This is a genomic window from Planococcus sp. TJ-307, from assembly GCF_058268435.1.
On sequence record NZ_JBZDOJ010000005.1, the window covers coordinates 42,634 to 69,505 of the forward strand.

Sequence of the window (26,872 nt, forward strand, 5' to 3'; positions counted from 1 at the left end):
AGGGTTTCTTTTGAAAAGTCCTGCAATTGTTGAAACATTTCGGCAGATGCTTCGTAGTAAGTAGAAAGAGAGGGGCGAGCGGAAATGGCTTTGCATGTTGAACGAGTGACAAAAAAGTTCGGTGACTTTACGGCAGTGGACAATCTGTCGCTGTCGATTGAAGAAGGGGGAATGCATGGATTTCTCGGGGCAAATGGTGCCGGCAAGACGACAACCTTTCGAATGATTCTCGGGCTGTTGGATCCAACCCATGGCACCGTCCGTTGGAAAGGAAAACCCATTACCTATGCAAACAGTCCGGAAATTGGCTATTTGCCGGAAGAGCGCGGACTGTATCCTAAAATGAAAGTGGAAGAGCAGCTGGTGTATTTGGCTCAGTTGCGCAAGATGTCGAAATCGGATGCCAAACGTGAAACGTCTGCTTGGCTGGAACGCTTTGAAGTGCCGCATTATGGACAGAAAAAAGTAGAAGAACTGTCAAAAGGAAATCAGCAAAAAATTCAGTTGATTGCGTCGCTCCTGCACAAGCCTTCACTGCTCATATTGGATGAACCTTTTTCTGGGCTTGATCCAGTAAATGTGGAGATGCTGAAACGAGCTATTTTGGACTTCCAAAAACAAGGAGCAACCATTGTCTTTTCCAGTCACCGCATGGACCATGTGGAAGAATTATGCGATGACATGAGCATTTTGGATCGCGGCAAAGTTGTGGTCGGCGGTTCCATTAAAGAAGTGAAGCGGTCATTTGGCAAGCAAAAAGTCCGCTTGAATATGGATGCCGACCTGAGCGGATTGAGTACAATTCACGGCGTCGACCATTTCACCAAAACCAAAGACGGCGCATTGTTTCAAATTTCTGATGAAGAGGTGGCACAAGTGCTATTGGCAAACGCGATGAACCTTGGGACGCTTCGCCATTTTGCAGTAGAAGAACCTTCTTTGGAAGAAATTTTCATTGCGAAAGTGGGGAAAAATCATGCATAGTTTCTGGATTATTTTCAAGCAGGCATTTCTGACTAAAGCAAAAACAAAATCGTTTATTATCACAACATTGGTTGTTGTTGCCTCTTTTTTTCTGCTGGCAAACATACCAAACATCATCGCAGCTTTTGACGGCGATGAAGCTGAAGAAAATGTGTTGCATGTTCTGGATGAAACCACAGGGCTAATGGCGGAACTGCAAGCTCAATTGGATTTAATGGACAGTGGAATCGAAGCTGTACCGACGTACTTGACTGAAGATGAGTTGCAAGAAAGCATTGGGGAAGGCACAATTGACGACTATTTGGTGTTAACACAAAATGATCAATTGGGAGCCCGCTATATTTCAGAATCTGCCAATGAATTAGGAAGCGGCATCGAGATTGAAACGGCAGTTCAAGCCTTACATACAGCATTGACTGCGGAATCGCTTGGTTTGGATGATAACCAGGTAGGCCAGCTATTTATGCCAGTCGAATTTGAGCGCCAGGCAGTCTCAGAATCGTCTAAATCCCAAGAAGAACTGAGCCAGGCAAGAGGGCTGGTTTATGTTCTCATCATGCTCATTTATGTGGCAGTGATCTACTACCCGAACATGATTGCTATGGAAGTGGCAACGGAAAAATCTTCCCGTGTCATGGAAATCCTCATTTCCAGCGTGTCGCCGGTTAAGCACATGTTTGCAAAAATTTTAGGCATCGGCAGTTTGGGGATTTTGCAGATGATGATTTTCGGATTGGCTGGCTATTTTGCCATTCAAACGGCTGGCACGGATCTGACGGAAGGCTTCTTTAGCGTTATGGGCTTTTCTGAAGTCAAAATCAGTACATTCCTTTTTGCGATTCTCTTTTTCCTGTTGGGCTATTTCCTGTATGCAGTGCTGGCAGCTTTGCTTGGATCATTGGTCAGCCGGACAGAAGATGTGCAGCAATTGATGCTGCCGATGATGATTTTGATTATTATCGGATCGCTTATCGCATTTTCAGGCATTTCCATACCGGAAGCCGGTTATGTGACCGTCTCCTCTTTTATTCCATTTTTTGCGCCTTTAGTGATGTTCCTGCGCGTCGGCATGCTCGATTTGCCGCTGTGGGAGCCGCTGTTGTCGATCGGGATCATGCTGGTGACCATCGGCATCCTCGGCTGGTTCGGCGCCCGCGTTTACCGCGGAGGCGTTCTAATGTATGGCTCATCCCAGTCACTGAAAGATATCCGTAAAGCGATCCGTTTAGGGAATAATAAGTAGTAGATGTCAGCACCATTATAAAAGGTGAACTTTTTTGGCAGAACCTTAAGAAAGCTGTTTGCAGGAAGTTTCTTGCAAACAGTTTTTTTTATGGGATTTCCATGGTAAAATAAGAACAAATATTCGGTCTTTAAGAGGGGTTAATTATGGAATCGATTCGATTTATCCACACGGCAGATTTGCATTTGGGCAGCCCGTTTATCGGCATGAAGGGCTTGCGGAAAGAACATTGGAAAAAGCTGAAAGACAGCACCTTGGATGCTTTTGACCGGCTCGTTCAGCATGCGCTGGATGAGCAGCCTGATTTTGTGCTGATAGTCGGAGACATCTACGACGGAGAAGACCGAAGCATCCGTGCACAAGCACGCTTTCAGCAAGGAATGCAAAAGCTCTCAGAAAAGGAAATTCCGGTCATACTCAGCTACGGCAATCATGATCACTTAAGCGGCAATTGGACGCGTTTTGAACTGCCAAAAAATGTCCATGCGTTTGGTGATTCCGTCTCTCAATTTAAATTGGAAACGGCAAGTGGTCCGGTAACCTTTACCGGTTTCAGTTATGGCAAACGCCATGTCAGCGAATCGATGGTGGAACAATACCCGGCAGCGCAAAGTACGCAAGAATACCACATTGGCTTGCTGCATGGCAGTCTTGACGGTGAGTCGACACATGCTGTGTATGCACCTTTTAAAAAAGAGCAGCTGCTCAGCAAACAGTATGATTATTGGGCACTTGGCCATATTCATAAGCGTCAAGAACTGTTCCGCGAGCCGTCAATTGTTTACCCCGGCAACATTCAAGGGCGCCATCGCAAAGAAACTGGCGCAAAGGGATTTTACGACGTGACCTTGTCAAAAAGTGAAACTTCCCTGGAATTTATTCCAACCTCAGTCGTACAATTCGAGCAGCTAGCGATCTCAGTCAAAGGAATCTCTCACATGAACGAATTGATCGATGCCTGCCGAAATAGAATCAGTTTTTTGGGAGAGGCGATAGGAACAGCAATAGTCGATGTCGTCTTTACAGAACTGGATGAGGAAAGTTTGCAGCTGCTATCCGAAATTCCAGAAAGTGAACTGCTGGAAACCTTACAGGAATCGCTGGATGTGCTGGACCATTTTTGTTGGATTCAAGGAATTCAAATTCAGAAAGCAGGGATGGAAACAGAACTTTCGCCTCTTGGGGTTTCGCTAATTCAAACAATGGATGGTTGGAGCACAGAAGACTGGAAAGTTGTTTTAAAGGATTTATACAGACACCCCAAAAGCAGCCGCTTTTTAGAACCTCTGGAAGATCAGTCCGTCGCAGATCTTCAACGGGCCGCCGCACAAAAAATTCAACGCAGTATGCAGGCAGGAGAGTAACCGAATGAAAATCGACAAACTGGTCATCTACGGTTTCGGCAAACATGAAAATCGGACAATTGAGTTGACGGACCAACTGGCATTATTTTATGGCCCCAATGAAGCTGGGAAAACAACCATGCAGCAATTTATCATTCAAATTCTGTTTGGCTTTCCGTCTCGCAATCATGCACAATTGCGCTATGAACCAAAGAACGGCGGGAAATATGGCGGTCAGCTCCATATTACCGATCCGGACTATGGGAAGCTTGTAGTGGAACGAATAAACGGGAAATCTGCTGGGGATGTGACAATCTTTTTTGAAGATGGCACAAGAGGGTCAGAAGCAGAATTAAAGCAGTTGTTGCGCAGTTATGACCGGGACTCGTTTGAAGCCGTTTTTTCTTTTTCCATTCATGAGCTGCAAGGGCTTGAAGGGCTAAATGAAACGGAGCTGAGCCGAACTTTGCTGGCTTCTGGGACAACTGGCATTGATACAGTGACACGTTTGGAAAACCAGCTTGAAAAGGAACTGGCGTTGCTCTTCAAAAAGAGTGGCCGCAATCCGGAAATAAATGTGTTGGCAGACGAACTCCGTGCCATTGAAGCCGAGCTGAAGGAATACCGGCAACAGACCGAGCTATATGCTCCTTATTTGGAGCGGCTGCGGGAAATTGAGTTGCGTTTGATCGCAATTGAAACTGAAGAAATGACAACGGAACAAAAACGAAAGCAACTTGGCAAATGGCAACAGGCAGCACCATTGCTTTCGGACAAAAAAGCATTGGCTGAACAAATCAAAGCATTGGGCTTTAAACAATTTCCGGTGGATGGCAAAAGGCAGATGGACCGATTGGTGGATAAACTGTCGGAAACCAAAGCCAGCCTGGAGCATTTAACCAATCAGCAGAACCGCATGCCAGAATTGGAGGCTGGAGAATCCATTTTGGCGCTGGAAAACCTGTTGAACCGTGAAACTGACTGGCATCAATTGAGACTGCAGCTGGAGCATAAACGCAGTGAGCATGCACAGCTGTCAGAAGACCGCCAAACAACTTTACTGCTGCTTGGCTTGTCTGAACAGCAAGCCCTGGCTGTGGATGTTTCTTTGAGCAACGAAGAGCAATTGGTCAGCATACTGAAAGACTTGGATGTCGAAGAAGAGGATCAGCGTTACCGTCTTCGCAATCTACAGGAGGAAAAAAACAAACTGGCACAGACGGAAAAGGAGCTGACTTCATTTTTAGCAGGTGAGCCCTCCGGAAAAGAACGCTTGGCAGCAGAACAGTGGCCAGCAATTTCGGTTAAATTGGCTGAAGCAAAAGCAGCTTCAAAGTTTCAAACTGCCACTAGTGGAAAGGATCGGCTCGTCAACTACATGTTAATGGCTCTGGGCCTGATCATAACGGTTTTTGGATTGATGGAGCCATCCGTCCTAATGGTGGTGCTGGGGATAGCGGCAATCGGAGCTGGCGTCTGGCTGTTTTTGAAAATGGCTAAACCGGTAGAGTTCTCAACAGGATACCAGGCAATTTTAAAAGAATACGATGGGAAAGAAAGCGAACACGAAGCCATATCAAGAAAAGTTTCAGAATTTGACCACCATTTGGATAGTCTAATGGCGCAACGGGATGCCAACAAAAAGAAGCTCGCTCTCTATTCGGCAGAAAACCACAATCCGCCTGCAAGAGCCGCCTACCAACAGTTCCTGCTTGAAATTGGCATTCAGCCTCAAGCAAGCCGAACCATGGTGCTGGAGCTCTTCGAAAAACTTCGGAACGTACAAGGCATCTACTCGAGACTGGAGCGGATCACGACAGAAATTCAGCTGTTGGAAGAGCGCCAAAAAGAGTGGCTGGACAAAGCAGAGGCAGTGTGCGGCAAAGAACTCGCTGCGGGTGAGCTGATCCCAGCCTTGCGTACAGAACTGACGCAACGAAAGCAAAAGCAGGAATACTGGTTAAAAGGGGAAGAAAAAAAAGCAGAGCTGCAGCAGGAGATTGACCGCTTGACGGTTTACCGTAATCAGCTTGAAAAAGAGCAGTTTGTTTTGTTGGACTATGCCCATGCAAAAGATGTTTCTGCATATTACCAGACATCGGAAGAGTGGGAGCGAAAACAGCAGCTGGAAAAAGAACTTGTGCTAATTGATGGCCAACTGTCAGCCATTGGAGAAGTGGACTTAGGAGATGACTGGCAGCCTGAAGGGATTCAACTGGCATTAGAGAAGGGACAGCTCCATTTGGCCCAGTGCAAAACGGAGCGAAACCAGCTATTGGCTGAACATGCCGATAAGCAGCAGCTGACACGTTTGTTATTGTCGGATACTTCTTATGAAGAAAAACAGCAGGAATTTGAAGAGAAAAAGGCTGAATTTGCAGAGTTGGCAAGCCAATGGTCCATCAACAAAGCGATTGTGGAAGCAATCAACCAAACCATGGATGAATTAAAAGACAAGAAACTGCCGGCAGTATTGGACAATGCACAGCTTTATTTCAACCGATTGACCAATGGTTCCTATAAGGGCTTGGCTATGAATGCAGCTGGCTATTTCGAAGCTGAAAGACAAGATGGCACCTATTTCCGAATCGCGGAACTCAGCCAGGCAACGAAAGAACAAGCTTATCTGGCGTTGAGGCTGTCTTTAGCCCAATCCATGAAGAACAGCCATCCTTTTCCTATAATTATGGATGATGCTTTTGTCCATTTTGATCGCAGTCGGCTTCAGCAAATGATAAACTTAGTGACAGAGCTGCAAAAAGAGCATCAGTTCATTTATTTTACTTGCCACGAAGGCATGCAGGAGGCTTGGCCGAATGCGCAGATCATCAAAGTGGCCAATACCGAAAGGAGCGTTCATTCATGACTAAAGGAATTACACAGCGTGCAGTGGGAGAGACCGTCGATGAGTTCTTACTGATCAAGCAGTCGATCAAGGGCGTCACAACTACTGGCAATCCATTTATTTCACTGGTATTGCAGGATAAAAGTGGGGATATCGAAGCAAAATTATGGGATACCAAAGACGAACAGGAAAAAACATTTGCAGCGGAAACAATTGTGCGGGTTGGCGGGGAAATCCACAACTACAGAGGGAAAAACCAATTGCGCATCAAAAGCATCCGGCCGGCAAAACCCGAAGAAAATCAATCCATAGCAGACTTAATGCCATCGTCAGAAAAATCAACAGACGAGTTGCTGGAAGAAGTCATGAAGTATCTGTTCGAAATGGAAAATCCGCAAATTCAACGGATTACCCGTTTCATGCTGAAAAAATACCAGCAGCAATTTCTGACATTTCCAGCAGCAACGCGCAATCATCACGACTACGTGTCAGGTCTAGCAGACCACGTCGTTTCCATGCTGAAATTGGGCAAGGCGTTGGTGGAAATTTATCCGGGATTGAACAAAGATTTGCTGTTTGCGGGGATTATCCTGCATGACATTGGCAAAGTTATCGAGCTTTCAGGTCCAATCGCTACAACTTACACTGTAGAAGGCAACTTGATCGGCCATATCTCCATCATGGTGACAGAAGTGGCAAAAGCTGCGGAAGAGCTGGAGATTGAAGGAGAGGAAGTAATGCTGCTTCAACACATCATCTTGTCGCATCACGGCAAGGAAGAGTGGGGCAGTCCAAAAAAACCGATGTTGAAAGAAGCGGAAATCTTGCATTATATCGATAACATCGATGCCAAGATGATGATGCTGGACCGCGTTCTTGGAAAAACCAAAGAAGGCGAGTTTTCCGAACGCGTCTTTGCATTGGATAATCGCTCATTCTACAAACCGAAGATTTGAGAAAAACCCCCACTTCCAAACAAGGAAGTGGGGGTTTTGGGTTTCATTTATTATTCTGCAGGAGCAGCTTCTGGAGCGGGTTCTGGATTTAAAATATCATCCAAAGCGCCTTCAAGATCTTCGTCTTGGATTTCTACATTGGCTTCTTCCATCAATTCAGCAACTTTCGGCAGCAAAGTGGTTTGATCTGCTTTTGAAAGTGCAATTTCAGAACGGATGTCTTCTTCTTGGTCTTCAAGTGCGGGTTGGTCTTCTACTTGGCGCGTCTCAAGAACTTGAATAATGTGGAATCCAAATTCTGAAGCTACCGGCTCGCTGATCTCATCAACTTCAAGGCCGTATGCAACTTCTTCGAATTCAGGAACCATCGCTCCTGGACCGAACCAGTCAAGGTTTCCGCCATTTGCAGCAGAAGCAGTGTCCGTAGAATTTTCTTCAGCTAAAGCAGCAAAATCGCCGCCTTCATCCAATTCTGTTTTAAGAGAATTGGCTGTTTCTTCATCCGCCACGAGGATATGGCGTGCGTTCAACTCAGTGCCTTGGCGCTCGTATTGTGTTTGGATTTCTTCATCTGTCACTTCGACGCCTTCAGTCAATGCTTTTTCCTGCAATAAATTCAAACGGATGACTTTTTTGTAGCTGTCTTCTGTTTGGTTGTTTTGCGTTAGAAATTGCTCAAAGCTATCTCCAAGTTCTTCTTTGTTGCTATCAAATTCTGCGTTGACTTCTTCGTCAGTCACTTCATAATTTTCAGCAAGCACTTTCTCAATCATGAGAATTTGGACTGCTTGCTCACCGATTGATGTTTTCATTTCTTCATAAAGCTCATCTTTTGTGACATCTCCAGCGTCAGAGGTAATGATAACTTCTCCATCACCGTTGTCGCTGCATGCGGCCAATGCCAATACAGATGCAGCTAAAGTAACTGTTAAAAAAGATTTTTTCATTCAATATCGCTCCCAACTTCTATCTAGATGCAGTTCTTATCAATAGTATACACGTTTTAGCAGCTAAAAAGTTCCTAAAAAAAGACACTTGCCATAAGGCAAGTGGATTTAAGGTGTAAATTCTACGCCTACATACAACGAGACCAACAATATTGTGATTAATATATTTATCGTACGGAATATTTTTTGATGATTTTCTTCCGGGATTTCCCGAGAAGTGACAAGTGCCAATGTCATCCGGTTAATCTGAAACAGATAAAACACGGAGAACATAACAATGAGTGCGATAATCATGAGTTTCCTCCCCTCTGGCTTTACTTTCTAGTATAACAAAAACGGGAAGAAAAAACAGGAATCAGCTAACCACTGGTGGCACAAGGATTTCAAAACCAGTTTCTGTTTCTTCTATAAACGCATGCTTAGGAGAACGCAGCAAGTTGCGCAGGTAGATGAGGTCTGTCAAACATAGAGCCGAGTGATAGGCCAAAAGCATAGCAAAGTAGTGGCTGTACGAAGGCATGGTAAGACTTGCTGCCACAATAACCGTGTTTAAAACAAGAAATGGCGTAGCTAGCGACAGCAGGAAACGGACCTTAGAAACCGGCTCATTGACGTGCAGTGAAATTCCTGGACAAACTTTCATGTGTTTTCGGATGATGAGTTTTAATGATTTATGGCAGCCGATCATTGGCAAGAAATGTAAGGTTTTGTGAACGGGATAAATGGCTATTACAGCCAAAATAAAAAATAGGAAATACTGATCGGATAATGGTGCAGCGTATGCGATCGCCAGTCCAATATAGGACGCCATAAAAACCGCGATTCCAAAAAGTGCAGAGATCATAAAAAGTCGATCAAATCCGTATTGCTTTTTCATGTTGATTGTTTTCCAGCAGTGCATGCATGCATCTCCTAAGTACTAAATTCATTTTCGAGTCGATACATACAATACAACGATTTATAGGGAAATGCAACCATAAATTTCAATCAGGAAATTGTGGATTATTGCTTGCTTTCCTGATGTGTAATCACGTGATTTTCTTCACTGAACTTATTTTCAATATTTTTGAAGGACGCTTCAAAAATTTCCATGAAATCATCGCCATAAATATTGCGAATCACGGCCATGATGTCCATGAATTCAGGAAACTTTCCATACATTTCACGCAAAGGAAGGGACCCATCAATAACCGAGTGTGGCGTGTCATGATAGTTTTCTATCATTTCCTGCATCAACTTTTCACCTTTTTCGGTCAACTGTACATACGTATTCCGTTTGTCAGTGTCACGTTTTGAAAAAGACAGCAATTCACGTTCTTCCAACTTTTTCGAAAAATTAAAAGCTGTTGATACATGCATGACGCCAAATTTAGCAACATCTGAGATGGAAGCTCCCTTTAAGTGGTAGGAAATCCAAAGAATGTGGTGCTCATTAATATTCAAATCATAAGGTTTTATCCACATTTGCCAGTCTTTTTCGACAGCTTTCCATAACGCTTTTGATAATTGCCCAATGCGTTGGCTAAACAACATAGCCTCTTTCATGGTATATTCCTTCTCGTTCACACAAGCACCAACTTTCTTCCGAAATATTTTCTTTATTATAGCAGTAAAGCAAACGTAATTAAAGTAAGAATAGTAAAATAATTTACAGGTAAAATATGAAATATTCTGATATTAATGAAATGCAGATTTGGAAGGAGGATCTTCCTTGCAGTGAAGGGTTTTTTGCCAAACAAGCGTGGTGATTTTGACTAAATAAAAAGCCGCCTGTGAGGGCAGCAGATTAAGCACTTTGTGTATCGTCATCGACTTTTTCTTTTTTCGGTTTATCATCATCTTTATCTTTCTTGTCTTTGCTGATCGTGTTTTGCAACTCTTCGATGGCATTTTGGATGGCCATGATTTCCAGCTGAAGGTGTTCTTTAGCCGGAGCGGTGCTCTCTGTCCAAGTTTCAAGTGAAGCTTTCAACCCATCAATTGCTTCAGGAAGCTGTGTTTTGGCTTCTTCTGTCAAATGATTAATCGACTCTTTTAAGCCATTTACTTTTTCTTTTAGGTCATTTAAGTACTCTTTCCACTCAGCCGATGTCGATTTCACCGTCGTACGGAACTCTGGCCCTGATTGTGGAGCAGAGAATAACGCTGTTGCAGCTCCAGCCACTAACCCTGTTGCTAATCCTAAGAAAAATCTTGATGCTTTCATGTATGAAACGCCCCTTTCATCCTATATGCTTCTTTTCCTTTATTTTACCTAATTAAAACATAAAGATGAATGACTATTCAATAAAAAAAAGCTTTCGCCCCAAATAATGGCGAAAAGCTTCTTTTTTAAGCGGCTTGAGAAACAGCCGTATCGAATTTGGAACGCTTGACCAATGTAATGACAATCGGATAGATAAAGGCGAAAGCGACTCCGTTCATCAGTACTGCAGGCAAGACCACTGTTGCAAGCAACAGGCTGAAAGGAATATTGGCACCAATCACGAAAATGGCTGCAGAAAGGAAAATCGTTCCGGACAATAGCGTACCGACTGCACAAAGGGCAATCGTGACTGGCAGTTTGGAAACAAATTTCTTCAGGATCATTACCAAAGCAAGAAAAACAAAAGCAGTGATGAATTTATCGATGATGTTCGGGAAAAATCCACCTGGGAAAGTAGAAAACAACCCGGATAGGACGCCCGTAGTGACCGCCAATAAAAACACGCTTTTTACATTTGGGAATAACAGAATGCCGACAAACATCATCGTCAACATGAAATCGGGTTTCATTCCACCATTGATGCCTGGAATCACCACGTAAAGTGTGGCTCCAACGCTGACCAGCAGCGCCATTAAAACTAAATTCTTTGTATTCATTTCTCATCTCTCCTCAGCTATGTGCTAGATCTTTTTCCCGGTCGTGTCCTCATGACCGCCGGCGAAAAACTCTTTCTGATTTTATCCTGTCCACTTTCGGAAATCAAGCGTCAGCGTTTAACTTTTGTTTAACACTCTCTGCAAGCTCCTGAATGCGTTCTGAAGTGAATTCTTTCTCTTTGGTCATCCATTTGGCTCCGAAGCCGTCGGTTTGACCGTAGCGGGGGATAAAGTGCAAATGAAAATGAAAAACACTTTGTCCGGCTTTTGCACCATTATTGTTTAATAGGTTCATGCCTTCGGGTTGAAAGGTTTCATTGATCGCGCTGGCAATTTTCGGTGCAACAGAAAACAGGTTGCCTGCTTCTTCTGGCGTCATGTCATAGACAAATTCACGATGTGTTTTGGGAATGAGCAGGGTATGGCCTTTAGATAAGGGCATGATATCCATAAAAGCAAAGACGTGTTCATCTTCATAAATTTTTACGCTCGGAATTTCACCTGCAACGATTTTACAGAAAATACAATTTGTCATCGGGATCATCCTTTCTATTTTTCTCATTTTACCATATTTGCCATATCAGAAAAGAATTTGATAGCTGGTTTTGATACAATAGGTAAATGCATGAGTTATGGAATTTATTCGAAGTCATGTGCAGCAATTTACTTCATCTCCTAAAGAGTTGCTGGTAGTATAATGTTCATTTACGATTATTCCAAGCTAACTTAAAGACTGAGTAGTCTAACTTATTTAGAAAGAAAGAGGGTGTGTTGCATGGATATTTTAGAAGTTGAGGCGTTGACAGGCGGTTACACACGCAAACCGGTCTTGCAGGAAGTAACGTTTTCGATTGGAAAAGGAGAACTTGTTGGGCTGATCGGTTTGAACGGTGCCGGAAAAAGTACCACTATCAAGCATATTATCGGATTGATGGAACCGAAATCAGGACAGATTCGTTTGAATGGAAAAACCTTTGAAGAAGATATGGACACGTACCGCTCGTCTTTTTCGTATATTCCGGAAACACCGGTTCTCTATGAAGAATTGACGCTTCGCGAGCATCTGGAACTCACTGCAATGGCTTATAATTTAGAACCGAAGCAGTTTGAAAAACGCTCTGCCGAACTCCTGAAGGAATTTCGGATGGAAAAGCGCTTAAAGTGGTTTCCCTCGCATTTCTCGAAAGGAATGCGCCAAAAAGTAATGATCATGAGTGCATTTTTAGTGAATCCAGCGCTTTATATAATTGATGAACCTTTTGTGGGGCTTGATCCGCTGGGCATCAAATCCTTATTGGACCAAATGGAAAAGCAAAAGAAAAAAGGGGCATCGGTGCTGATGTCGACACATATTCTCTCTACTGCTGAACGCTATTGCGACCGGATTATTTTGCTTCACAATGGGCGGGTGCGGGCAAGTGGAACGATGGATGATTTGCGGAAAGCCTTTGATATGCCGGAAGCGTCACTGGATGATTTATATATTGCGATGACCGAGGATGAGCTAAATGAAGAGTTTGCATGATGTTTGGTCCAAGCGGCTTCATAAATACACAGTTGAAGTCCAAAATTACCTGAAGTATATATTTACTGGCCATATTGCTGTTGTCCTGCTGTTTGCGATCGGAGCGGCTGGATTTGCATACAGTGAATGGATTCAAGACATTCCGCCAGAATTTCCAGGAGCACTGGTACTGGCAGTGATCTTCGGCTTGCTGCTGGCACTCAGTCCGCCGTCGACCTTGTTGAAGGAAGCCGATTCGGTGTATTTTTTGCCATTGGAAAGCAAGTTGGATACGTTTTTAAAGCCGGCTTTGAAATGGTCATTCTTTTCTCAATTGTACTTGCCGGTTATTGTGTTTATTGTGTCATTGCCGATGGTTAATGCGCTTTATGGCCTGCCATCGTCTTTCTTGATCGGCTTTCCCATATTGCTGTTATTGATCAAGTGGTGGAACGTTCAGACGGAGTTTGCTTTTCGCCGGCAGGGCGCAGGTGAGCGTGTGTGGCTGGACCGGCTCGTGCGATTCGTCTTAGTTGGATTGTTCGTTTACTTTTATATAGAGGAGCAGCTCATAATCGCTGTGCTCGTCTTGTTCGTTATCATTTTTTATGGGAAATGGGTTGCCCGTAAAGCGGTGGGAAAACCTTTTGCTTATGAACATTTCATTGGATTAGAAGAAAATCGCATGCTGCGTTTTTACCAGTTTGCGAATTATTTTACCGATGTTCCCCATCTGAAAGGCAAAATCAAAGCGAGAACGTGGCTGAACTGGATTTACCGATTGGTGAAACCGGGTCCAAAAAATGCGCATTTGTTTTTGGTCTGGAGAACTTTTGTCCGGTCCGATGAATTGTTTTATTTATGGGTGCGCCTAACGGCCATCATCATGGTGGGGGCATGGTTTATTCCATTCCAAATTGGTGTCGCGTTGTTTGCGGGTGCACTGGCATTCGCGACGGTCATTCAAATTTGGCAGGGGCTGACGCATACCCAGCATTTTCGGATGGACAATTTGTTTCCGTTGACCCGGTTCAGCAGGCAACAAGCTGTGCGGAAATTGATCCTGGCGATGCAAGTTTTGCAAAGCATTGCTGCTGCGGCAGTGTTGTTGGTGATGGGAGAGCCAATTACGGCCTTGTTGACTTTTGCTGTCATTCTAGCTGTTTCTTTCATAACTGCTGCCGTTTTAAAAAGCGGTAAAAAATAATCCAAGTCCGGCATCTGAAATCGATGCCGGACTTGGTTTTTGTTATTTATGGAAATTGACTGCTGCCGCGCCTAGTGTTTTAGCGGCCAACAGCATGGCTTCTTCTTTAAAATCAAATTTCGGGTGGTGGTGAGGATAAACTTCACCGTCCGGCATTGCACCTGTAAAGAAGAACGCTCCTGGAATTTCCTCCAAGTAATACGCAAAATCTTCTCCACCCATCTGAGGCGGACAGTCATAGACTTCTTCAACGCCAGGAACCGTTTGTGCGATATCTTTTACATACAAAGTTTCTTTTTCATGGTTGACAACCGGCGGGTATCCGCGCTTGAAATTGAATTCATAGCGGCTGTTGTTGGCCATGCTCGTTCCTTCGATAACACGCTCCATCTCTGTTTCCATCAAGCTTCGAACATCTTCCTTGAACGAACGGACAGTACCCGCCAGAATGGCTTGGTCTGCAATGATGTTGAATGGATTTTGCGCTACGAACGAACCGACGGAAAGAACGGCAGATTCCAGTGGATCGACACGTCTGGATACGAGCGGCTGAAGGTTCGAGACAATCTGGGAACCGATGACAACCGCATCAATCGTTTCATGTGGGCTGGCGCCATGGCCGCCGCGTCCTTGGACTTTGAGTTCAAAGCTGTCTGCAGCAGCCATGATTGGGCCGACACGCGTATCGATTCTGCCAAATGGGGTTGTGGACCAAAGGTGAGTGCCGAAAATGGCATCAACCCCGTCCAGTACACCTGCTTCGATCATCGATTTTGCACCTCCAGGAACAAGCTCTTCGGCATGCTGGTGGATCAGTATGTAAGTTCCTGATAATTGATCCCGCAGATTGTATAAAGTTTTGCCTAGCACGAGAAGCGTGGCTGTGTGGCCGTCATGGCCGCAGGCATGCATGACGCCATCGACAGTTGATTTATAAGGGACATTTTCTTTTTGGTCCTGGATTGGCAAAGCATCAAAATCGGCACGCAACGCAACCGTTTTACCGGGTTTGGCTCCTTGAATCGTTGCAACGACTCCGTTTCCGCCAACGCTATGTTTAACATCAATGCCTAGTTGTTCATAATAGTTGTGAATGTAACGGGCTGTTTTGATTTCATGAAACGATGGTTCAGGATTCATATGCAGGTGGCGGCGGATTTCCACCATTTCCGGATAAGCAGCATCTAACTCAGCGTATAGTGTATCAATCATTTTCAAAACCCCTTTCTGGCATTAAGCATATCATACATGGCTATAAATGGGAGCAGAGAGGCCGGTCCATAGGATGGTGGGCAGAATAACAGAACTTAAGAAAAGAAAAAACGCAGCAGATTCCTTTTGGAATCTGCTGCGTTTTGGTTGTTAATACGTGAAGTTCATATAAGATGCTGCAAAGTACACGATGAGAATAATCACCGATGGGATAGCGTAAGACAATGTTGATGCACTTTCCTTGCGGTAAAGTGAAAACAAAGCCAGCAACGACATAATCAGAACGCCGACAGCGATAATCATGTTTGCTCCGGAAACATCCAGCATGATCGGTCCTGCCGTATAAACTGGGTCAGACAAGGCCAAGATAATCATGTTGAAAATGTTGCTTCCGAGAATCGCGCCGACGGCCATGTTCACATTGCTAAGCCTCAATGCCACAAAAACAGAAATGGCTTCCGGTAGGGAAGTTGCAGCAGCAATTAAGAAACTGCCGATAAAGCTGGAGCCGATGCCAGTGATGATTGCAATTTGGTCTCCGGTAATCGATAAAGCTGTACCAGCAGCCAAGATGACAAGTGCCGCGATAACAAAACGGAAAATGGCTGCTTTTGATGATAATGCACCACTTGGATTGTCAGGCTCTTCTTCCGACTCCGCAACAGCTTCTCCTTCAGGATCCAATGAAGGCAGTTTGTTGATGGCAACCATACCGACAATATACGTAATCGCGATAATTAATGCATCCAGACCAACACCAAGAATTTGGATATCAATGCGCAGCCAAAGGGCCATAATGACAAGCACTGTCAATAAAATACCCAGAAGCGCTGTGTAAATATTGTTTCGAGAAGCGCGGTTTAAAATACGGCGTCTTCTCAGGAAAAAATCAAATCCAGCCAGGATGAACAAATTGAATAAGTTCGATCCGATCATGTTGCCGACTGCGATATCGGCGTTGCCGATCGCTGCTGCCGAGAAGCTGGTGGATACTTCCGGCAGGGAAGTGGCCCCTGCAAGTAAGAGTGTACCGACCATCATGCCGCCCATTGCCGTTTTTGAACTGATGACATCAGCGTATTGGGACAGCTTAATAGATGCGAATACGGTTAATACAGCTGCTAATATGAAAATAATGAAAACCATGTAATTCCCCAACTAACTTCCTCCTTAAATTTGCAACGAACCTGCCTTAACAGGTTTGAGGTCATTCTTCTTCAGGTTTTGCTCGATAGGTACTAATGTAGGACACACCAGAAAAAATATTCGGGCGCTGAGAACCCACTGCACTTTCTGGCTTAGCCGAATGTGCTTGTGCAAAAGCTTGCGACTCTTTCCATTTTTCATAAAAAGCGGGAGATTCCCATTCAGTCAAAACGATATAGGTGTCCGAATCGAGCGGTCTCAGAACACGGAAAGCTATGTAGCCGGGTTCGTTTTCGATTGCCCCTGCCCGATTTTTAAAACGGTGTTCAAAGACAGGGCGCCCTTCATCGGAAACCGGAATGTTGTTGAAAACAAAAAATCCTTTTTCCTTGAATTCGCCTGTTCCATCAACTACTTCATACCGGCGAGGTGTTTGGAAAATCGTCTTTCCTTCAGTTTCGTGGATCATCAAGGTGGTGTTTTCTCCTTGCATGAGGACCATCGTTTCTTCCGAATTTTTTTCACGCATTTTCTTCATGTAGTCATAGGTACCCGTTGTCATATAAAAATTCATTGAAACCCCTCCTTAAGATACATCCTTCTTTTTATCCTTCCCTATAAAAATCTACACGAAACTGGTAATGACAATCAAGTGAAAAGCAGAAGCGTCTAATTTATGACAATTGCGCTGGGAATCTATACAATAAAGAACGGAGCGTCTATAGTATAGACGGATATAGGTAGATAGACAACATAGCAGCAAACTGAAGGGATGAAAATTTCATGACATTTAATGACACGTATCTTCGCGCAGCGCGTGGAGAAAAAACGGATCATGTACCGGTTTGGTATATGAGGCAGGCTGGACGTTCTCAGCCGGAATACCGCAAAATCAAGGAAAAATATTCGCTGGAGGAAATTACACACCAGCCGGAGCTGTGCGCATATGTGACGAAGCTTCCTGTCGATCAGTACAACAACGATGCAGCAGTTCTCTACAAAGACATCGTTACCCCATTGCCTGCAATCGGCGTTGACGTGAAAATTAAATCAGGAATCGGCCCTGTGATTGCTAACCCAATCCGCACGATGGCCGACATCGAACGTTTGGGTGAAATTAACCCGGAACAGGATGTCGATTTTGTTCTGGACACCATTCGCTTGTTGACCCAAGAGCAATTGAATGTACCGTTGATCGGATTTTCAGGTGCACCTTTCACATTAGCCAGCTATATGATTGAAGGCGGCCCTTCGAAAAGCTATAACAAAACGAAAGCCATGATGGCATCAGAACCGGCCATGTGGTTTGCATTAATGGACAAACTCGCAGACACCATCATTCCATACGTAAAAGCGCAAATCAAAGCAGGAGCCAAAGCGATTCAGATTTTTGATTCATGGGTCGGCGCATTGAATGTGGAAGACTACCGCATTTTCATCAAGCCGGTAATGGACCGTATTTTTGCTGAATTGCGTACAGAAGGCGTACCGTTGACAATTTTTGGCGTGGGCGCAAGCCATTTAGCTAAAGAATGGCACGAACTGCCAGTGGATGTTGTTGGATTGGATTGGCGTTTGCCAATCTCCGAAGCGCGCTCAATGGGATTGACCAAAACCTTGCAAGGCAACTTGGATCCTTCCTATTTATTGGCAGACTGGCCGGTAATTGAGGAACGTACGAAAAAGATATTGGATATGGGCATGCAAAGCGATGGCTACATCTTTAATCTTGGACATGGAGTGTTCCCGGAAGTAAACCCGGATACGTTAAAGCGATTGACTTCATTTGTACACGAATACAGCACGGCACATAAAAGCAAATTAAAGTAAGACCAAATTCATGTTGAGGTGATTATGTTGAAGAAGACAATGGGATTATTAGTAATGGCATATGGAACACCGTACTCAGAAGACGATATTGAACGTTATTACACGCATATCCGCAGAGGCCGCAAGCCGAGTGAAGAAAGCCTGGAAGACCTGCGCAGCCGCTATAAAGCAATCGGCGGGCTGTCACCACTTGCGAAAATCACATTGGACCAAGCAAATGGCTTATGCGATCGTTTGAATGAAGTTCAAGATGACATTGAATTTAAAATGTATTTGGGACTCAAACATATCGAACCGTTCGTAGAAGACGGCGTTGAAGAAATGAGAAGAGATGGCATTACGGATGCAATTTCAATTGTACTGGCGCCGCATTTCTCAACTTTTTCTGTCAAATCATACAATGGCCGCGCAGCAGAAGCTGCTGAGAAAGCCGGAATTTCACTGACATCCGTTGAAAGTTGGTATACAGAGCCGAAATTCATCCAGTATTGGAGCGAAAAGATCAGTGCTTCATTCGCTGAAATGTCAGAAGAAGAACTGGCAAAATCGTGCTTGATTGTTTCTGCACATTCGTTGCCTGAAAAGATTATTGCAAACGGTGACCCATACCCGGATCAATTAAAAGAAACCGCTGATATACTTCAACAAGCAACTGGCGTCAAAAACGTGGAAGTTGGCTGGCAAAGTGCTGGACAAACGGGCGAACCTTGGATTGGGCCGGATGTTCAGGATTTGACCCGCGACTTGTTTGAGCAAAAAGGATACACTTCTTTTGTCTACACACCGGTTGGGTTTGTAACCGATCATTTGGAAGTTCTTTACGATAATGATTATGAATGTAAAGTAGTTTGCGATGAAATTGGCGCAAATTATCGCCGCCCGGAAATGCCAAATGTTCAGCCCCTATTTATTGATGGTTTGGCTGACGTGGTCTTGAGAAAGCTGGCAGAAAAATAAACCAAGTGAAAGTGAGGATTAAACGTGGCCGAGCAAACGCATAAAGTAGTTGTCGTCGGCGGTGGAATTACAGGGCTGTCGTCGGCATACTACTTACAAAGACAAGCGATTGAGCAGGGTTTGGAGATTGAAATCACATTGATTGAAGCAGCCCATCGTCTAGGCGGGAACATCCAGACTTTGCAAAAAGATGGCTATGTAATTGAGCGTGGTCCGGATTCGTTTATCTCACGAAAAAATAGCATCCAGCAGTTGGCCAAGGAACTAGGAATTGACAACCAATTAATTCAAAGTGCTCCTGGCAAAACACATGTTGCTGTAGAAAATCAGCTGTATTCGATTCCGGTCGGGACCGTGATGGGAGTGCCGACAAACTTCGGCTCATTTCTCGCTTCAGGCATCAGTTCCTGGTTTGGCAAAGCTCGTGCAATGGGAGACTTTGTCCTGCCGGTATCCCCGTCGCTCGAAGATCAGCCACTCGGACAATTTTTAAGACGCAGGTTTGGCAATGAATTGGTTGAAAATTTGATTGAACCTTTGTTTTCTGGAGTATTTGCCGGTGATATTGATCGCTTGAGCCTAAAGGCGACTTTTCCGGAGCTGATTGAAACCGAACAGCAGCATCGAAGTTTGATGCGCGGATTAAGAAAAAACAGGATATCGGATTATCGTGCATTCAATACCGAACAAGCAGGTACGTTCCAAACCTTTGAAGGCGGTCTTGAAACACTGGTGCGCGCTTTGGAAAAAGAACTTGAAGGCTGTACCATTCTCAAAGGCGTGAAAGTTGAAAAACTGGAACATCACCACCATCAGGTAAAACTGTGGTTGAACAATGGAGCTACCATTGCGGCAGACGGCGTAGTTTTTGCCTTGCCGCATACGAAACTCCTGCCTGTTTTTGAACCTCTGGGATTGATGAAAGGGTTGAAAGATATGCCTTCCACATCCATTGCAACGGTCTCCATTGCTTTTCCAGAAGGGGCTGTAACTCCAGTGAAAGACTGCATGGGATTTGTGGTAGCGCGAAACAGTGATTTCACCATTACGGCCTGTTCAGCAGCTCATTTGAAATGGCCTAGTTTGATGCCACCTGGCAAAACGATGTATCGTTCATTTATTGGCCGTGTAGGCGATGAAGCGGTTGTGGATCTTTCTGACAAAGAAATTGTCAAAGCCGTTTTAGAAGACTTGCATAAACTATTGGATATTCGGGAAAGCCCTGAGCTTACGGTCGTTTCCCGAATGAAAGAAGCGATGCCTCAATATATCGTAGGCCATGAAGAACGGGTTGCTTTGGCCAAAAAAGAATTGCGCGAAGCATTTCCGATGGTTCAAATTGCGGGTGGATCTTTTGAAGGGTTTGGGTTGCCTGCCTGCGTTGATCAAGGAAAAGCAGCTGCTGACCAGCTAATTAAACAATTTACTGCTGAACTATTCAGCACGGAGGAGAGTTCGCAATGAAGAAATTTATGTGGCTAGGTTTGCCGTTTTTGCTATTGGCTGCTTGCGGAACGGGAGAAGCAGATTCTCCTGGAGCTGGCGATCCGATTGAAGAAGTGATGGTGTCATTCAACACTGAAACACAAGCAGACCCAGCAGAGAAAGTGATTTTGTCGGTTACGGTGACACAAGGAGACGAAACTGTGGAAGATGCTGACGAAATCGTCTATGAGGTTTGGGAATCCGGCGATCGCGAAAACAGTGAAATGATCACGGCTGAGCATACCGAAGATGGCGTTTACGAAGCCGAAACTACGTTTGATGATGAGGGATTGTATTACATGCAGGCACACACAACAGCAAGAAGCTTGCACGTAATGCCGAAGCAAGAAGTCACAGTCGGCAATCCCGATCCAGATTCAATCGTTTCCGATGACAGCGAGGACTCGCAAGGCATGGATAAAATGGAAGACCATTCCGGTCATTGATACAGAACACGAGAGCACCGCTTAGGCGGTGCTTTTTTGTTTGAAAAATAAAGGAACAGGATTTTAGAGAGTTCTGTTTTTTTATCCCTTACCAAAAAGAAGCAGTGCTGGCCAGCACTGCTTCTTTTCTATAAGTATGATTTGGTGAATCTTATCGTTCATTGCATGAATCACATTTAGTACCATAACATTCATGCTGCTCTTCCATTTTTTCTCCACAAGATGCGCATTGTTTCGGGGGCAAGTTCTTGAAAAATTCGACTACGTTTTCAATCATAACTTCCATCTCCTTTGTTATAGTACTGTGTGTGTTTAAGTAATTGTATTATAACAGTTTGGATTCGTCAACCCTAAACAATGAATTTATTTAAATTATCCGTTAAACTGGAGAGAAGAACGCAGCCAAAAGGAGAGAGATTATGTATTTTGTAGACAATAAAGGCATTACAGACCCGCGAATCAACTTAGCAATCGAAGAATATTTATTAAAAACAATGGATGTTGAAAAGGATCCCTTCCTTCTGTTCTATATCAATGAACCTTCTATTATCATCGGCAAAAACCAAAACACGTCAGAAGAAATCAATACGGATTATGTAGATTCAAACGGCATTCATGTGGTGCGCCGCTTATCCGGCGGCGGCGCGGTTTACCATGATCTTGGGAATTTGAATTACAGTTTTATCACAGTGGATGATGGCAACAGTTTCCGCAACTTCCGCAAATTCACAGAGCCTGTGGTCAAAGCCCTTCAAAGTCTTGGTGTCAACGCAGAACTTTCAGGGCGCAACGATTTGATGGCGGAAGGCCGAAAAGTATCCGGCAACGCACAATTTGCGACTAGAGGGCGCATGTTCAGCCATGGTACGTTAATGTTCGATACAGAAGTGGACGCAGTGGTGTCGGCATTAAAAGTCAGCAAAGAAAAAATCGAATCCAAAGGCATCAAGTCGATCCGCAGCCGTGTGGCAAATATTTCTGAGTTTTTAAAAGAACCAATGACTGTGGAAGAATTTCGAAATGCAGTCTTGCACTCGATTTTCGAAGGCGAAGAAAATGTTCGCTACTATGAGCTGACAGATGAGGATTGGAACAACATTCACGAATTGTCGAAAGAGCGTTACGGCAACTGGGACTGGAACTACGGCAAGTCACCTAAATTCAATATCAAGCATTCTCATCGCTTTCCCGTTGGCGGCATTGATGTTCGTTTGCAGGTGGAAAAAGGCATTGTGCAGGACGCCAATATTTATGGCGACTTTTTTGGGGTAGGCGATGTCTCTGAAATCGAACAGGCCATCATCGGTTCGAAGTACGAGCGTGCTTCATTGGATGAGGCGATTACGGGAATTGACATCCCAAAACTACTTGGCGGCATCACAACGGACGAATTTTTAAAATTAATTTATTAAGAATATCCGAGAGCCTGCTTTTATGCAGGCTCTTTTGTTAAAATGGAAAGAAAAAGGAAAGGGGGAATCAATGTGGCTGTTCAACGGATCTTCATTGTCGAAGATGATTTGAAAATCGCGGAGTTATTGGCAGAGACGTTAAGGAAATACCATTACGAAGTAGAGACCGCAAAAGATTTTGATCAAATCATCGAAGAATTCGAAGCTTTTGATCCCCATTTGATTTTACTGGATATAAACTTGCCTTCTTATGATGGCTATTACTGGTGCCGCCAACTCAGGCAGCAAACCACGTGTCCCATCTTATTCATTTCTGCCCGTTCCGGAGAAATGGATCAAGTCTTCGCATTGGAAAACGGTGGAGATGATTTTATTACGAAACCTTTCCATTATGAAATCGTCCTTGCAAAAATAAGAAGCCATTTGCGCAGAGCCTACGGCGAATATGCACCTAAGCAGGAAGAGCGTTCCATCAAAGCAGGACGGATCGTGTTGTATATGGAACGCATGGAACTGCACGTAAAAACAGAAGCCATCCCCCTGCAGAAAAAAGAATGCACGATTCTCGAACTGCTGCTCACCAGTTATCCGAAAGTGGTGTCACGCGAACAACTGCTGGAGGAATTATGGGATGACCAGGCATTTGTCGATGAAAATACATTGAACGTGAACATGACGCGCGTCCGGAAAAAGCTGGCCGACTACGGCGTGCTGTCAGCCATCGAAACAGTCAGAGGGGCTGGATACCGGCTGCTGCTTCATGAGGAGGAAGCGTGATGCTGCGACTATTCCTGAGAGAGCATGCGGCTTTCATCGTCTTCCAAATTGTATTGGTAGCGTTCATTATGCTGCTGTATTGGCTGGACGGCTTCCGCAATTTGGATACCGCTATTTATTCCTTTGTCATCAGCAGTGTACTCGTCATTACGTTTCTGACTGCCCGCTTTGTCAAACGCTATCAGTATTATCAGCGAATTTTAGCGACCCCGCAAAGCATGGAACATGTGCTTCAGCGTGAAGGCAAGTCACCTGAACAAATTCAAAACGAAATCTATCTTCAGAAATTGTACCGCTTGTACCAGCATGAAGTGCAGTCTTTATATGCCACTCAAAATCGTCATCTGCAGTTTATGAACCAGTGGGTGCATCAGATGAAGACCCCTTTATCTGTCATGCACTTGTTGCTTCAAGAAGAGCAGGAACTCGATAAAAACAGTGTCCGCGAAGAAATGGACCGTTTGAAAGCAGGATTGGATACCGTGTTGATGAATGCGCGGCTGGATACCTTTGAACAGGACATGCAGATCGAACAGGTTGATTTGCGTTCGCTGGTCAGTGAAGTGGTGACTGAAAACAAGCGGCTGTTCATATCGAAACGAGTTTACCCGGAAATTTCAATCGGGGATGAGCACCTCGTTGCAACCGATCAGAAATGGATGAAATTTATTATTGGGCAGTTTTTAACCAATGCGGTGAAATATACGTTTGAACCCAATAAAAAAGTCATGATATCAGCTGAATGTTCCAACGGCAATACGCTTCTTACCATTCGAGACGAAGGAATCGGCATTCCCTCATCCGATTTGCCGCGTGTAACCAAAGCCTTTTTCACTGGAGAAAATGGACGGAAAACGGGAGAGTCTACAGGCATGGGGCTGTTCTTGGCAAAAGAAGTTTGCCGAAAACTGGGACATGAACTGGCAATTTCTTCCGTTCAAGGAGAAGGGACAACGGTCTCTGTGCTGTTCTTCAACCAAGATCTTGCAACACAGGAGGAAAATGATGACAGTAGTGAAAATCGACGAAGTGACAAAAGTATACGAGGGGAAAGTAACCCACCGGGCAGTCAACCAGCTGAGCTTCACAGTGGAAAAAGGTGAGTTTTTAGCAGTGATGGGACCTTCAGGAAGCGGCAAAACAACGCTGCTGAATTTAATTTCGACCATTGACTCGCTGACTTCCGGTGAGATTTTGATCGACGGCACCAATCCGCATCTCCTGGATAAAAATGAACTGGCGCTGTTTCGCAGAAGGGAATTGGGTTTTGTCTTTCAAGACTTTAACTTATTGCAAATGTTGACGGTGGAGGAAAACTTGGTGCTGCCATTAACGCTTGATTATGTACCGATAGACGAAATGGCACGGCGGGTGCTGCTTGTTGCCAAACGCCTTGGGTTGACCTCAATCCTCCACAAAAGGCCGAATGAAATTTCAGGGGGAGAATCCCAGCGCACGGCAATAGGGCGGGCATTGATTCACCAGCCGGCACTTATTTTAGCTGATGAACCAACAGGCAATCTGGACTCTAAATCGTCGCGTGATGTGCTGGAAATCCTATCAAATGCAGCGAAGGAAAACGAAACCACCATCATTATGGTGACGCATGATCCGATTGCTGCGAGTTACTGCGACCGTGTGCTATTTATCAAAGACGGTGAATTTTTCAATGAAATTTATGGAGATGAACGGCGCCAGACATTTTATCAGCGGATTTTGAATGTCCTGTCGTTGCTAGGAGGATCCGTGAATGACCTTTCGGCAACTCGCCTACCATAACGTTGTCCGCAACCGAAGAAACTACGCGGCATTCTTTCTAGCCAGTGTTTTTTCAGTCATGGTGTTTTTTGTCTACTCGATGTTCATTTTTCATCCGGCATTTGAGGAAGAAGGTCTTTGGCTGCTCGCTATCCGCGGAATGTTGATTGCGGAAGTGGTCCTTTATATCTTTACGCTATTCTTTTTGTTTTATTCCATGAGTGCATTTTTGCAAGCCCGGTCGAAGGAATTCGGTGTGCTGATGCATTTAGGGATGACGAAAAAACAATTGAATAAACTGATCTTTTTTGAAATGCTTATTATCGGCACAATTTCTACTGCAACGGGCATTGCATTCGGTTTTGCTTTTTCAAAGTTCTTTTTTATGATTGGCCGGGAAATAATGGAGCTGGAGTCTTTGCCGCTGTATGTTTCGTGGGAACCGTTCCTGTTGACCATTGCCGCCTTTGCCAGCCTGTTCGTCATTATATCGTTTGTCAGTGTCGGATTTATCCGTACGAAGCGAGTTGTTGACTTGTTGCAAGGCTTTTGGAAAGTAGAAGAAGAAACCAAATCGTCAACGATTCTGTCGATTATGGGAATTGTCTTTTTGGCTGTCGCTTATACATTTGCTGCGAATGTTTCTGACCGAACCGTCTACCAGATGATTTTTATCGTACCGCCGCTCGCTACATTCGGCACCTATTTGTTTTTTACACATACGATTCATTCGCTGCTGCGGCTGTATAAACGCAAAAAAAATGTGTATTGGAAAAAAACGCGTTTAGTATCGCTGGCAGAAGCTTCTGTCAAACTAAAAGACAGTGCCCAAATGTTCTTTATTGTGACCATCGTATCAACCGTTGCATTTTTGACGGTAGGGACTTTAGCGTCTTTTATGTCCTATACAGGCGACTTCCGCGAGTCCAACCCGCTTGGCCTTGTTTACATTTCGTTCAATGGCAATGATCAGGAATCGGAGCATATTGAACGATTAACGAACCAGTTGGAAAGCGAGCAATTGTCTTACGATCTGGTAGAATTGAACGTTAAACGCCAAACCTCCGGTGCTACCGGAAATGATGTGGATATCTTGTCGCTTTCTCAGTTTAATCGTTTAGCAGGAGCGCTTGATTTTGATCCCGCACAATTGCAGGAAGGCGAAGGAATGTTCGTGCCTTTTTCTCTGGATTCTCTAAAGACGCTGGAAAGTACCAGCATCGACACGGTGCTATTTGAGAGTGACGTGTCTTTAACCATCCAATCAACTTATCCGCATGTTGTTTTTCCCATCCACACGCTGAACGTTAATACCATTGTAGTCAGTGACGCTGATTACGAAGCGATTGATCAACCGTTGCTGGGTTACGAGGCTGGCACATCGGACTTTTCTTATTATGCTTTTGATGTGCTGAACTGGACAGAAACGGTCAATATTGGCAATCAGCTTACGGATACCGTAAGTGAAGCGGTAGAAACCGCAAATTTTAATGGCGTCAACTTCTTCTTTGAAAACCCAGGCGATGACTATCGTTGGTTCCGTTCGTCTTTTGCTTTGCTGTTGTTTATTGGAGTAATGGTAGCGGCTGTTTTTCTGCTGGCAGCTGGCAGTTTTATTTACTTTAAGTTGTATACGGGTCTTGAACGCGACCGAAAACAATACAAGTTGCTGGTTCGTTTAGGTATGACCGATAAGGAACTGGGCAAAATCGTCAATCGGCAATTGGTTCCGCAGTTTTTCTTGCCGTGGAGTTTAGCGTTGCTGCATAGTGCATTTGCTTTTATTTCACTGCAGGTGGTATGGGAAGAGTTTGCCGAACTATCCATTTTGGGAGAAATGGCTATAGTGCTAGGTGGCTTTACCGTTGCACAAATTTTATACTTTTTCTTAATTCGTTGGCGCTATGTCGCGCATTTGCAGGCACCGTAAATTTACGGTGCCTGTTGTATTGTCTGAA

27 protein-coding genes are annotated in these 26,872 nt (G+C 44.4%); 16 read left to right on the top strand and 11 right to left on the bottom strand.

Features of this window, described 5'->3' with window-relative positions; translation table 11 throughout:
• Window positions 1–84: 84 nt before the first annotated feature.
• From AC4EHK_RS16220 to yhaM, 5 genes are all read left to right on the top strand, one after another.
• On the top strand, window positions 85–984 hold the full coding sequence (locus AC4EHK_RS16220; protein WP_490979808.1) for an ABC transporter ATP-binding protein: 900 nt from the start codon (window positions 85–87) through the stop codon (window positions 982–984).
• Complete coding sequence (locus AC4EHK_RS16225; RefSeq protein WP_490979809.1) at window positions 977–2,227, top strand: ABC transporter permease; 1,251 nt, start codon at window positions 977–979, stop codon at window positions 2,225–2,227. The genes AC4EHK_RS16220 and AC4EHK_RS16225 overlap by 8 nt, the downstream gene beginning before the upstream one ends.
• Before the next feature lie 146 nt (window positions 2,228–2,373).
• Window positions 2,374–3,591 (top strand): metallophosphoesterase family protein, encoded by a 1,218-nt coding sequence (locus AC4EHK_RS16230; RefSeq protein ID WP_490979810.1) that lies wholly within the window; start codon window positions 2,374–2,376, stop codon window positions 3,589–3,591.
• A 4-nt stretch (window positions 3,592–3,595) separates the two neighbouring features.
• Window positions 3,596–6,436, top strand: coding sequence for an ATP-binding protein (locus AC4EHK_RS16235; RefSeq protein WP_490979811.1), 2,841 nt, complete (start codon window positions 3,596–3,598; stop codon window positions 6,434–6,436).
• Window positions 6,433–7,371 (top strand): 3'-5' exoribonuclease YhaM, encoded by a 939-nt coding sequence (gene yhaM / locus AC4EHK_RS16240; RefSeq protein ID WP_490979812.1) that lies wholly within the window; start codon window positions 6,433–6,435, stop codon window positions 7,369–7,371. Before AC4EHK_RS16235 ends, yhaM begins: the two co-directional genes overlap by 4 nt.
• A gap of 50 nt (window positions 7,372–7,421) precedes the next feature.
• Here yhaM and AC4EHK_RS16245 read toward each other — a convergent pair whose 3' ends face one another.
• The 7 genes from AC4EHK_RS16245 to AC4EHK_RS16275 form a co-directional block, all read right to left on the bottom strand.
• Complete coding sequence (locus tag AC4EHK_RS16245) at window positions 7,422–8,318, bottom strand: peptidylprolyl isomerase (protein ID WP_490979813.1); 897 nt, start codon at window positions 8,316–8,318, stop codon at window positions 7,422–7,424.
• A gap of 108 nt (window positions 8,319–8,426) precedes the next feature.
• Window positions 8,427–8,612, bottom strand: coding sequence for a hypothetical protein (locus AC4EHK_RS16250; RefSeq protein WP_490979814.1), 186 nt, complete (start codon window positions 8,610–8,612; stop codon window positions 8,427–8,429).
• A gap of 61 nt (window positions 8,613–8,673) precedes the next feature.
• The gene (locus tag AC4EHK_RS16255) at window positions 8,674–9,219 is read right to left on the bottom strand and encodes a DUF3267 domain-containing protein (protein WP_490979815.1); all 546 of its coding nucleotides are present in this window, start codon (window positions 9,217–9,219) and stop codon (window positions 8,674–8,676) included.
• Window positions 9,220–9,320: 101 nt separating this feature from the next.
• Entirely contained in the window at window positions 9,321–9,884 is a 564-nt protein-coding gene (locus AC4EHK_RS16260) for an HTH-type transcriptional regulator Hpr (RefSeq protein ID WP_490979816.1), read from the bottom strand.
• Between the two features lie 220 nt (window positions 9,885–10,104).
• The gene (locus AC4EHK_RS16265) at window positions 10,105–10,524 is read right to left on the bottom strand and encodes a YtxH domain-containing protein (RefSeq protein WP_490979817.1); all 420 of its coding nucleotides are present in this window, start codon (window positions 10,522–10,524) and stop codon (window positions 10,105–10,107) included.
• A 125-nt stretch (window positions 10,525–10,649) separates the two neighbouring features.
• A complete protein-coding gene (locus AC4EHK_RS16270; RefSeq protein ID WP_142828760.1) occupies window positions 10,650–11,180 on the bottom strand; it encodes a tryptophan transporter in 531 nt (176 codons plus the stop codon).
• A 103-nt stretch (window positions 11,181–11,283) separates the two neighbouring features.
• Window positions 11,284–11,715, bottom strand: a complete 432-nt coding sequence (locus AC4EHK_RS16275; protein ID WP_490979818.1) for an HIT family protein — start codon at window positions 11,713–11,715, stop codon at window positions 11,284–11,286.
• Between the two features lie 240 nt (window positions 11,716–11,955).
• Between AC4EHK_RS16275 and AC4EHK_RS16280 the strand changes: the two genes are divergently transcribed.
• Both AC4EHK_RS16280 and AC4EHK_RS16285 read left to right on the top strand, forming a co-directional pair.
• Window positions 11,956–12,705, top strand: coding sequence for an ABC transporter ATP-binding protein (locus tag AC4EHK_RS16280; RefSeq protein ID WP_490979819.1), 750 nt, complete (start codon window positions 11,956–11,958; stop codon window positions 12,703–12,705).
• On the top strand, window positions 12,689–13,891 hold the full coding sequence (locus AC4EHK_RS16285) for an ABC transporter permease (protein ID WP_490979820.1): 1,203 nt from the start codon (window positions 12,689–12,691) through the stop codon (window positions 13,889–13,891). Before AC4EHK_RS16280 ends, AC4EHK_RS16285 begins: the two co-directional genes overlap by 17 nt.
• Window positions 13,892–13,933: 42 nt before the next feature.
• Here AC4EHK_RS16285 and AC4EHK_RS16290 read toward each other — a convergent pair whose 3' ends face one another.
• From AC4EHK_RS16290 to AC4EHK_RS16300, 3 genes are all read right to left on the bottom strand, one after another.
• A complete protein-coding gene (locus AC4EHK_RS16290; protein ID WP_490979821.1) occupies window positions 13,934–15,103 on the bottom strand; it encodes an amidohydrolase in 1,170 nt (389 codons plus the stop codon).
• A 150-nt stretch (window positions 15,104–15,253) separates the two neighbouring features.
• Entirely contained in the window at window positions 15,254–16,249 is a 996-nt protein-coding gene (locus tag AC4EHK_RS16295) for a sodium:calcium antiporter (RefSeq protein ID WP_490979970.1), read from the bottom strand.
• 61 nt (window positions 16,250–16,310) lie between these two features.
• Complete coding sequence (locus tag AC4EHK_RS16300; protein ID WP_490979822.1) at window positions 16,311–16,823, bottom strand: antibiotic biosynthesis monooxygenase family protein; 513 nt, start codon at window positions 16,821–16,823, stop codon at window positions 16,311–16,313.
• A 209-nt stretch (window positions 16,824–17,032) separates the two neighbouring features.
• Here AC4EHK_RS16300 and hemE point away from each other — a divergent pair, with 209 nt between their 5' ends.
• The 4 genes from hemE to AC4EHK_RS16320 are packed head-to-tail and all read left to right on the top strand — an operon-like array spanning window position 17,033 to window position 20,967.
• Entirely contained in the window at window positions 17,033–18,079 is a 1,047-nt protein-coding gene (gene hemE, locus AC4EHK_RS16305) for a uroporphyrinogen decarboxylase (RefSeq protein WP_490979823.1), read from the top strand.
• Window positions 18,080–18,103: 24 nt separating this feature from the next.
• Window positions 18,104–19,036: a ferrochelatase gene (gene hemH / locus AC4EHK_RS16310; protein WP_490979824.1), complete on the top strand. Its 933-nt coding sequence runs from the start codon at window positions 18,104–18,106 to the stop codon at window positions 19,034–19,036.
• 24 nt (window positions 19,037–19,060) lie between these two features.
• Window positions 19,061–20,500, top strand: a complete 1,440-nt coding sequence (gene hemY, locus AC4EHK_RS16315; protein WP_490979825.1) for a protoporphyrinogen oxidase — start codon at window positions 19,061–19,063, stop codon at window positions 20,498–20,500.
• Window positions 20,497–20,967 carry a FixH family protein gene (locus AC4EHK_RS16320; protein ID WP_490979826.1) on the top strand — a complete coding sequence of 157 codons (471 nt, stop codon included), beginning with the start codon at window positions 20,497–20,499 and terminating at the stop codon, window positions 20,965–20,967. Before hemY ends, AC4EHK_RS16320 begins: the two co-directional genes overlap by 4 nt.
• Before the next feature lie 151 nt (window positions 20,968–21,118).
• Here AC4EHK_RS16320 and yhfH read toward each other — a convergent pair whose 3' ends face one another.
• Window positions 21,119–21,244 (bottom strand): protein YhfH, encoded by a 126-nt coding sequence (gene yhfH, locus AC4EHK_RS16325; RefSeq protein WP_490979827.1) that lies wholly within the window; start codon window positions 21,242–21,244, stop codon window positions 21,119–21,121.
• A gap of 142 nt (window positions 21,245–21,386) precedes the next feature.
• Between yhfH and lplA the strand changes: the two genes are divergently transcribed.
• The 5 genes from lplA to AC4EHK_RS16350 all read left to right on the top strand — a co-directional run bounded on the left by lplA (window position 21,387) and on the right by AC4EHK_RS16350 (window position 26,844).
• Window positions 21,387–22,379: a lipoate--protein ligase gene (gene lplA / locus AC4EHK_RS16330; protein ID WP_490979828.1), complete on the top strand. Its 993-nt coding sequence runs from the start codon at window positions 21,387–21,389 to the stop codon at window positions 22,377–22,379.
• Window positions 22,380–22,451: 72 nt separating this feature from the next.
• The gene (locus tag AC4EHK_RS16335) at window positions 22,452–23,156 is read left to right on the top strand and encodes a response regulator transcription factor (protein ID WP_490979829.1); all 705 of its coding nucleotides are present in this window, start codon (window positions 22,452–22,454) and stop codon (window positions 23,154–23,156) included.
• Window positions 23,156–24,259, top strand: a complete 1,104-nt coding sequence (locus AC4EHK_RS16340; protein ID WP_490979830.1) for a sensor histidine kinase — start codon at window positions 23,156–23,158, stop codon at window positions 24,257–24,259. The genes AC4EHK_RS16335 and AC4EHK_RS16340 overlap by 1 nt, the downstream gene beginning before the upstream one ends.
• Window positions 24,162–24,935 carry an ABC transporter ATP-binding protein gene (locus tag AC4EHK_RS16345; protein WP_490979831.1) on the top strand — a complete coding sequence of 258 codons (774 nt, stop codon included), beginning with the start codon at window positions 24,162–24,164 and terminating at the stop codon, window positions 24,933–24,935. The genes AC4EHK_RS16340 and AC4EHK_RS16345 overlap by 98 nt, the downstream gene beginning before the upstream one ends.
• The gene (locus tag AC4EHK_RS16350; protein WP_490979832.1) at window positions 24,907–26,844 is read left to right on the top strand and encodes an ABC transporter permease; all 1,938 of its coding nucleotides are present in this window, start codon (window positions 24,907–24,909) and stop codon (window positions 26,842–26,844) included. The genes AC4EHK_RS16345 and AC4EHK_RS16350 overlap by 29 nt, the downstream gene beginning before the upstream one ends.
• Window positions 26,845–26,872: the final 28 nt, after the last annotated feature.

Excerpts from the sequence above, each read along its gene's own strand:
- AC4EHK_RS16290 (WP_490979821.1), bottom strand. The coding sequence starts at position 15,103 with ATGATTGATACACTATACGCTGAGTTAGATGCTGCTTATCCGGAAATG.
- AC4EHK_RS16235 (WP_490979811.1), top strand. The coding sequence starts at position 3,596 with ATGAAAATCGACAAACTGGTCATCTACGGTTTCGGCAAACATGAAAAT.
- yhfH (WP_490979827.1), bottom strand. The coding sequence starts at position 21,244 with ATGATTGAAAACGTAGTCGAATTTTTCAAGAACTTGCCCCCGAAACAA.
- AC4EHK_RS16300 (WP_490979822.1), bottom strand. The coding sequence starts at position 16,823 with ATGAATTTTTATATGACAACGGGTACCTATGACTACATGAAGAAAATG.
- hemH (WP_490979824.1), top strand. The coding sequence starts at position 18,104 with ATGTTGAAGAAGACAATGGGATTATTAGTAATGGCATATGGAACACCG.
- AC4EHK_RS16245 (WP_490979813.1), bottom strand. The coding sequence starts at position 8,318 with ATGAAAAAATCTTTTTTAACAGTTACTTTAGCTGCATCTGTATTGGCA.
- AC4EHK_RS16230 (WP_490979810.1), top strand. The coding sequence starts at position 2,374 with ATGGAATCGATTCGATTTATCCACACGGCAGATTTGCATTTGGGCAGC.
- AC4EHK_RS16295 (WP_490979970.1), bottom strand. The coding sequence starts at position 16,249 with ATGGTTTTCATTATTTTCATATTAGCAGCTGTATTAACCGTATTCGCA.
- yhaM (WP_490979812.1), top strand. The coding sequence starts at position 6,433 with ATGACTAAAGGAATTACACAGCGTGCAGTGGGAGAGACCGTCGATGAG.
- AC4EHK_RS16275 (WP_490979818.1), bottom strand. The coding sequence starts at position 11,715 with ATGACAAATTGTATTTTCTGTAAAATCGTTGCAGGTGAAATTCCGAGC.
- AC4EHK_RS16265 (WP_490979817.1), bottom strand. The coding sequence starts at position 10,524 with ATGAAAGCATCAAGATTTTTCTTAGGATTAGCAACAGGGTTAGTGGCT.
- AC4EHK_RS16220 (WP_490979808.1), top strand. The coding sequence starts at position 85 with ATGGCTTTGCATGTTGAACGAGTGACAAAAAAGTTCGGTGACTTTACG.
- lplA (WP_490979828.1), top strand. The coding sequence starts at position 21,387 with ATGTATTTTGTAGACAATAAAGGCATTACAGACCCGCGAATCAACTTA.
- AC4EHK_RS16285 (WP_490979820.1), top strand. The coding sequence starts at position 12,689 with ATGAAGAGTTTGCATGATGTTTGGTCCAAGCGGCTTCATAAATACACA.
- hemE (WP_490979823.1), top strand. The coding sequence starts at position 17,033 with ATGACATTTAATGACACGTATCTTCGCGCAGCGCGTGGAGAAAAAACG.
- AC4EHK_RS16225 (WP_490979809.1), top strand. The coding sequence starts at position 977 with ATGCATAGTTTCTGGATTATTTTCAAGCAGGCATTTCTGACTAAAGCA.
- AC4EHK_RS16345 (WP_490979831.1), top strand. The coding sequence starts at position 24,162 with ATGACAGTAGTGAAAATCGACGAAGTGACAAAAGTATACGAGGGGAAA.
- AC4EHK_RS16320 (WP_490979826.1), top strand. The coding sequence starts at position 20,497 with ATGAAGAAATTTATGTGGCTAGGTTTGCCGTTTTTGCTATTGGCTGCT.
- AC4EHK_RS16350 (WP_490979832.1), top strand. The coding sequence starts at position 24,907 with ATGACCTTTCGGCAACTCGCCTACCATAACGTTGTCCGCAACCGAAGA.
- AC4EHK_RS16255 (WP_490979815.1), bottom strand. The coding sequence starts at position 9,219 with ATGCACTGCTGGAAAACAATCAACATGAAAAAGCAATACGGATTTGAT.
- AC4EHK_RS16270 (WP_142828760.1), bottom strand. The coding sequence starts at position 11,180 with ATGAATACAAAGAATTTAGTTTTAATGGCGCTGCTGGTCAGCGTTGGA.
- AC4EHK_RS16250 (WP_490979814.1), bottom strand. The coding sequence starts at position 8,612 with ATGATTATCGCACTCATTGTTATGTTCTCCGTGTTTTATCTGTTTCAG.
- AC4EHK_RS16340 (WP_490979830.1), top strand. The coding sequence starts at position 23,156 with ATGCTGCGACTATTCCTGAGAGAGCATGCGGCTTTCATCGTCTTCCAA.
- AC4EHK_RS16280 (WP_490979819.1), top strand. The coding sequence starts at position 11,956 with ATGGATATTTTAGAAGTTGAGGCGTTGACAGGCGGTTACACACGCAAA.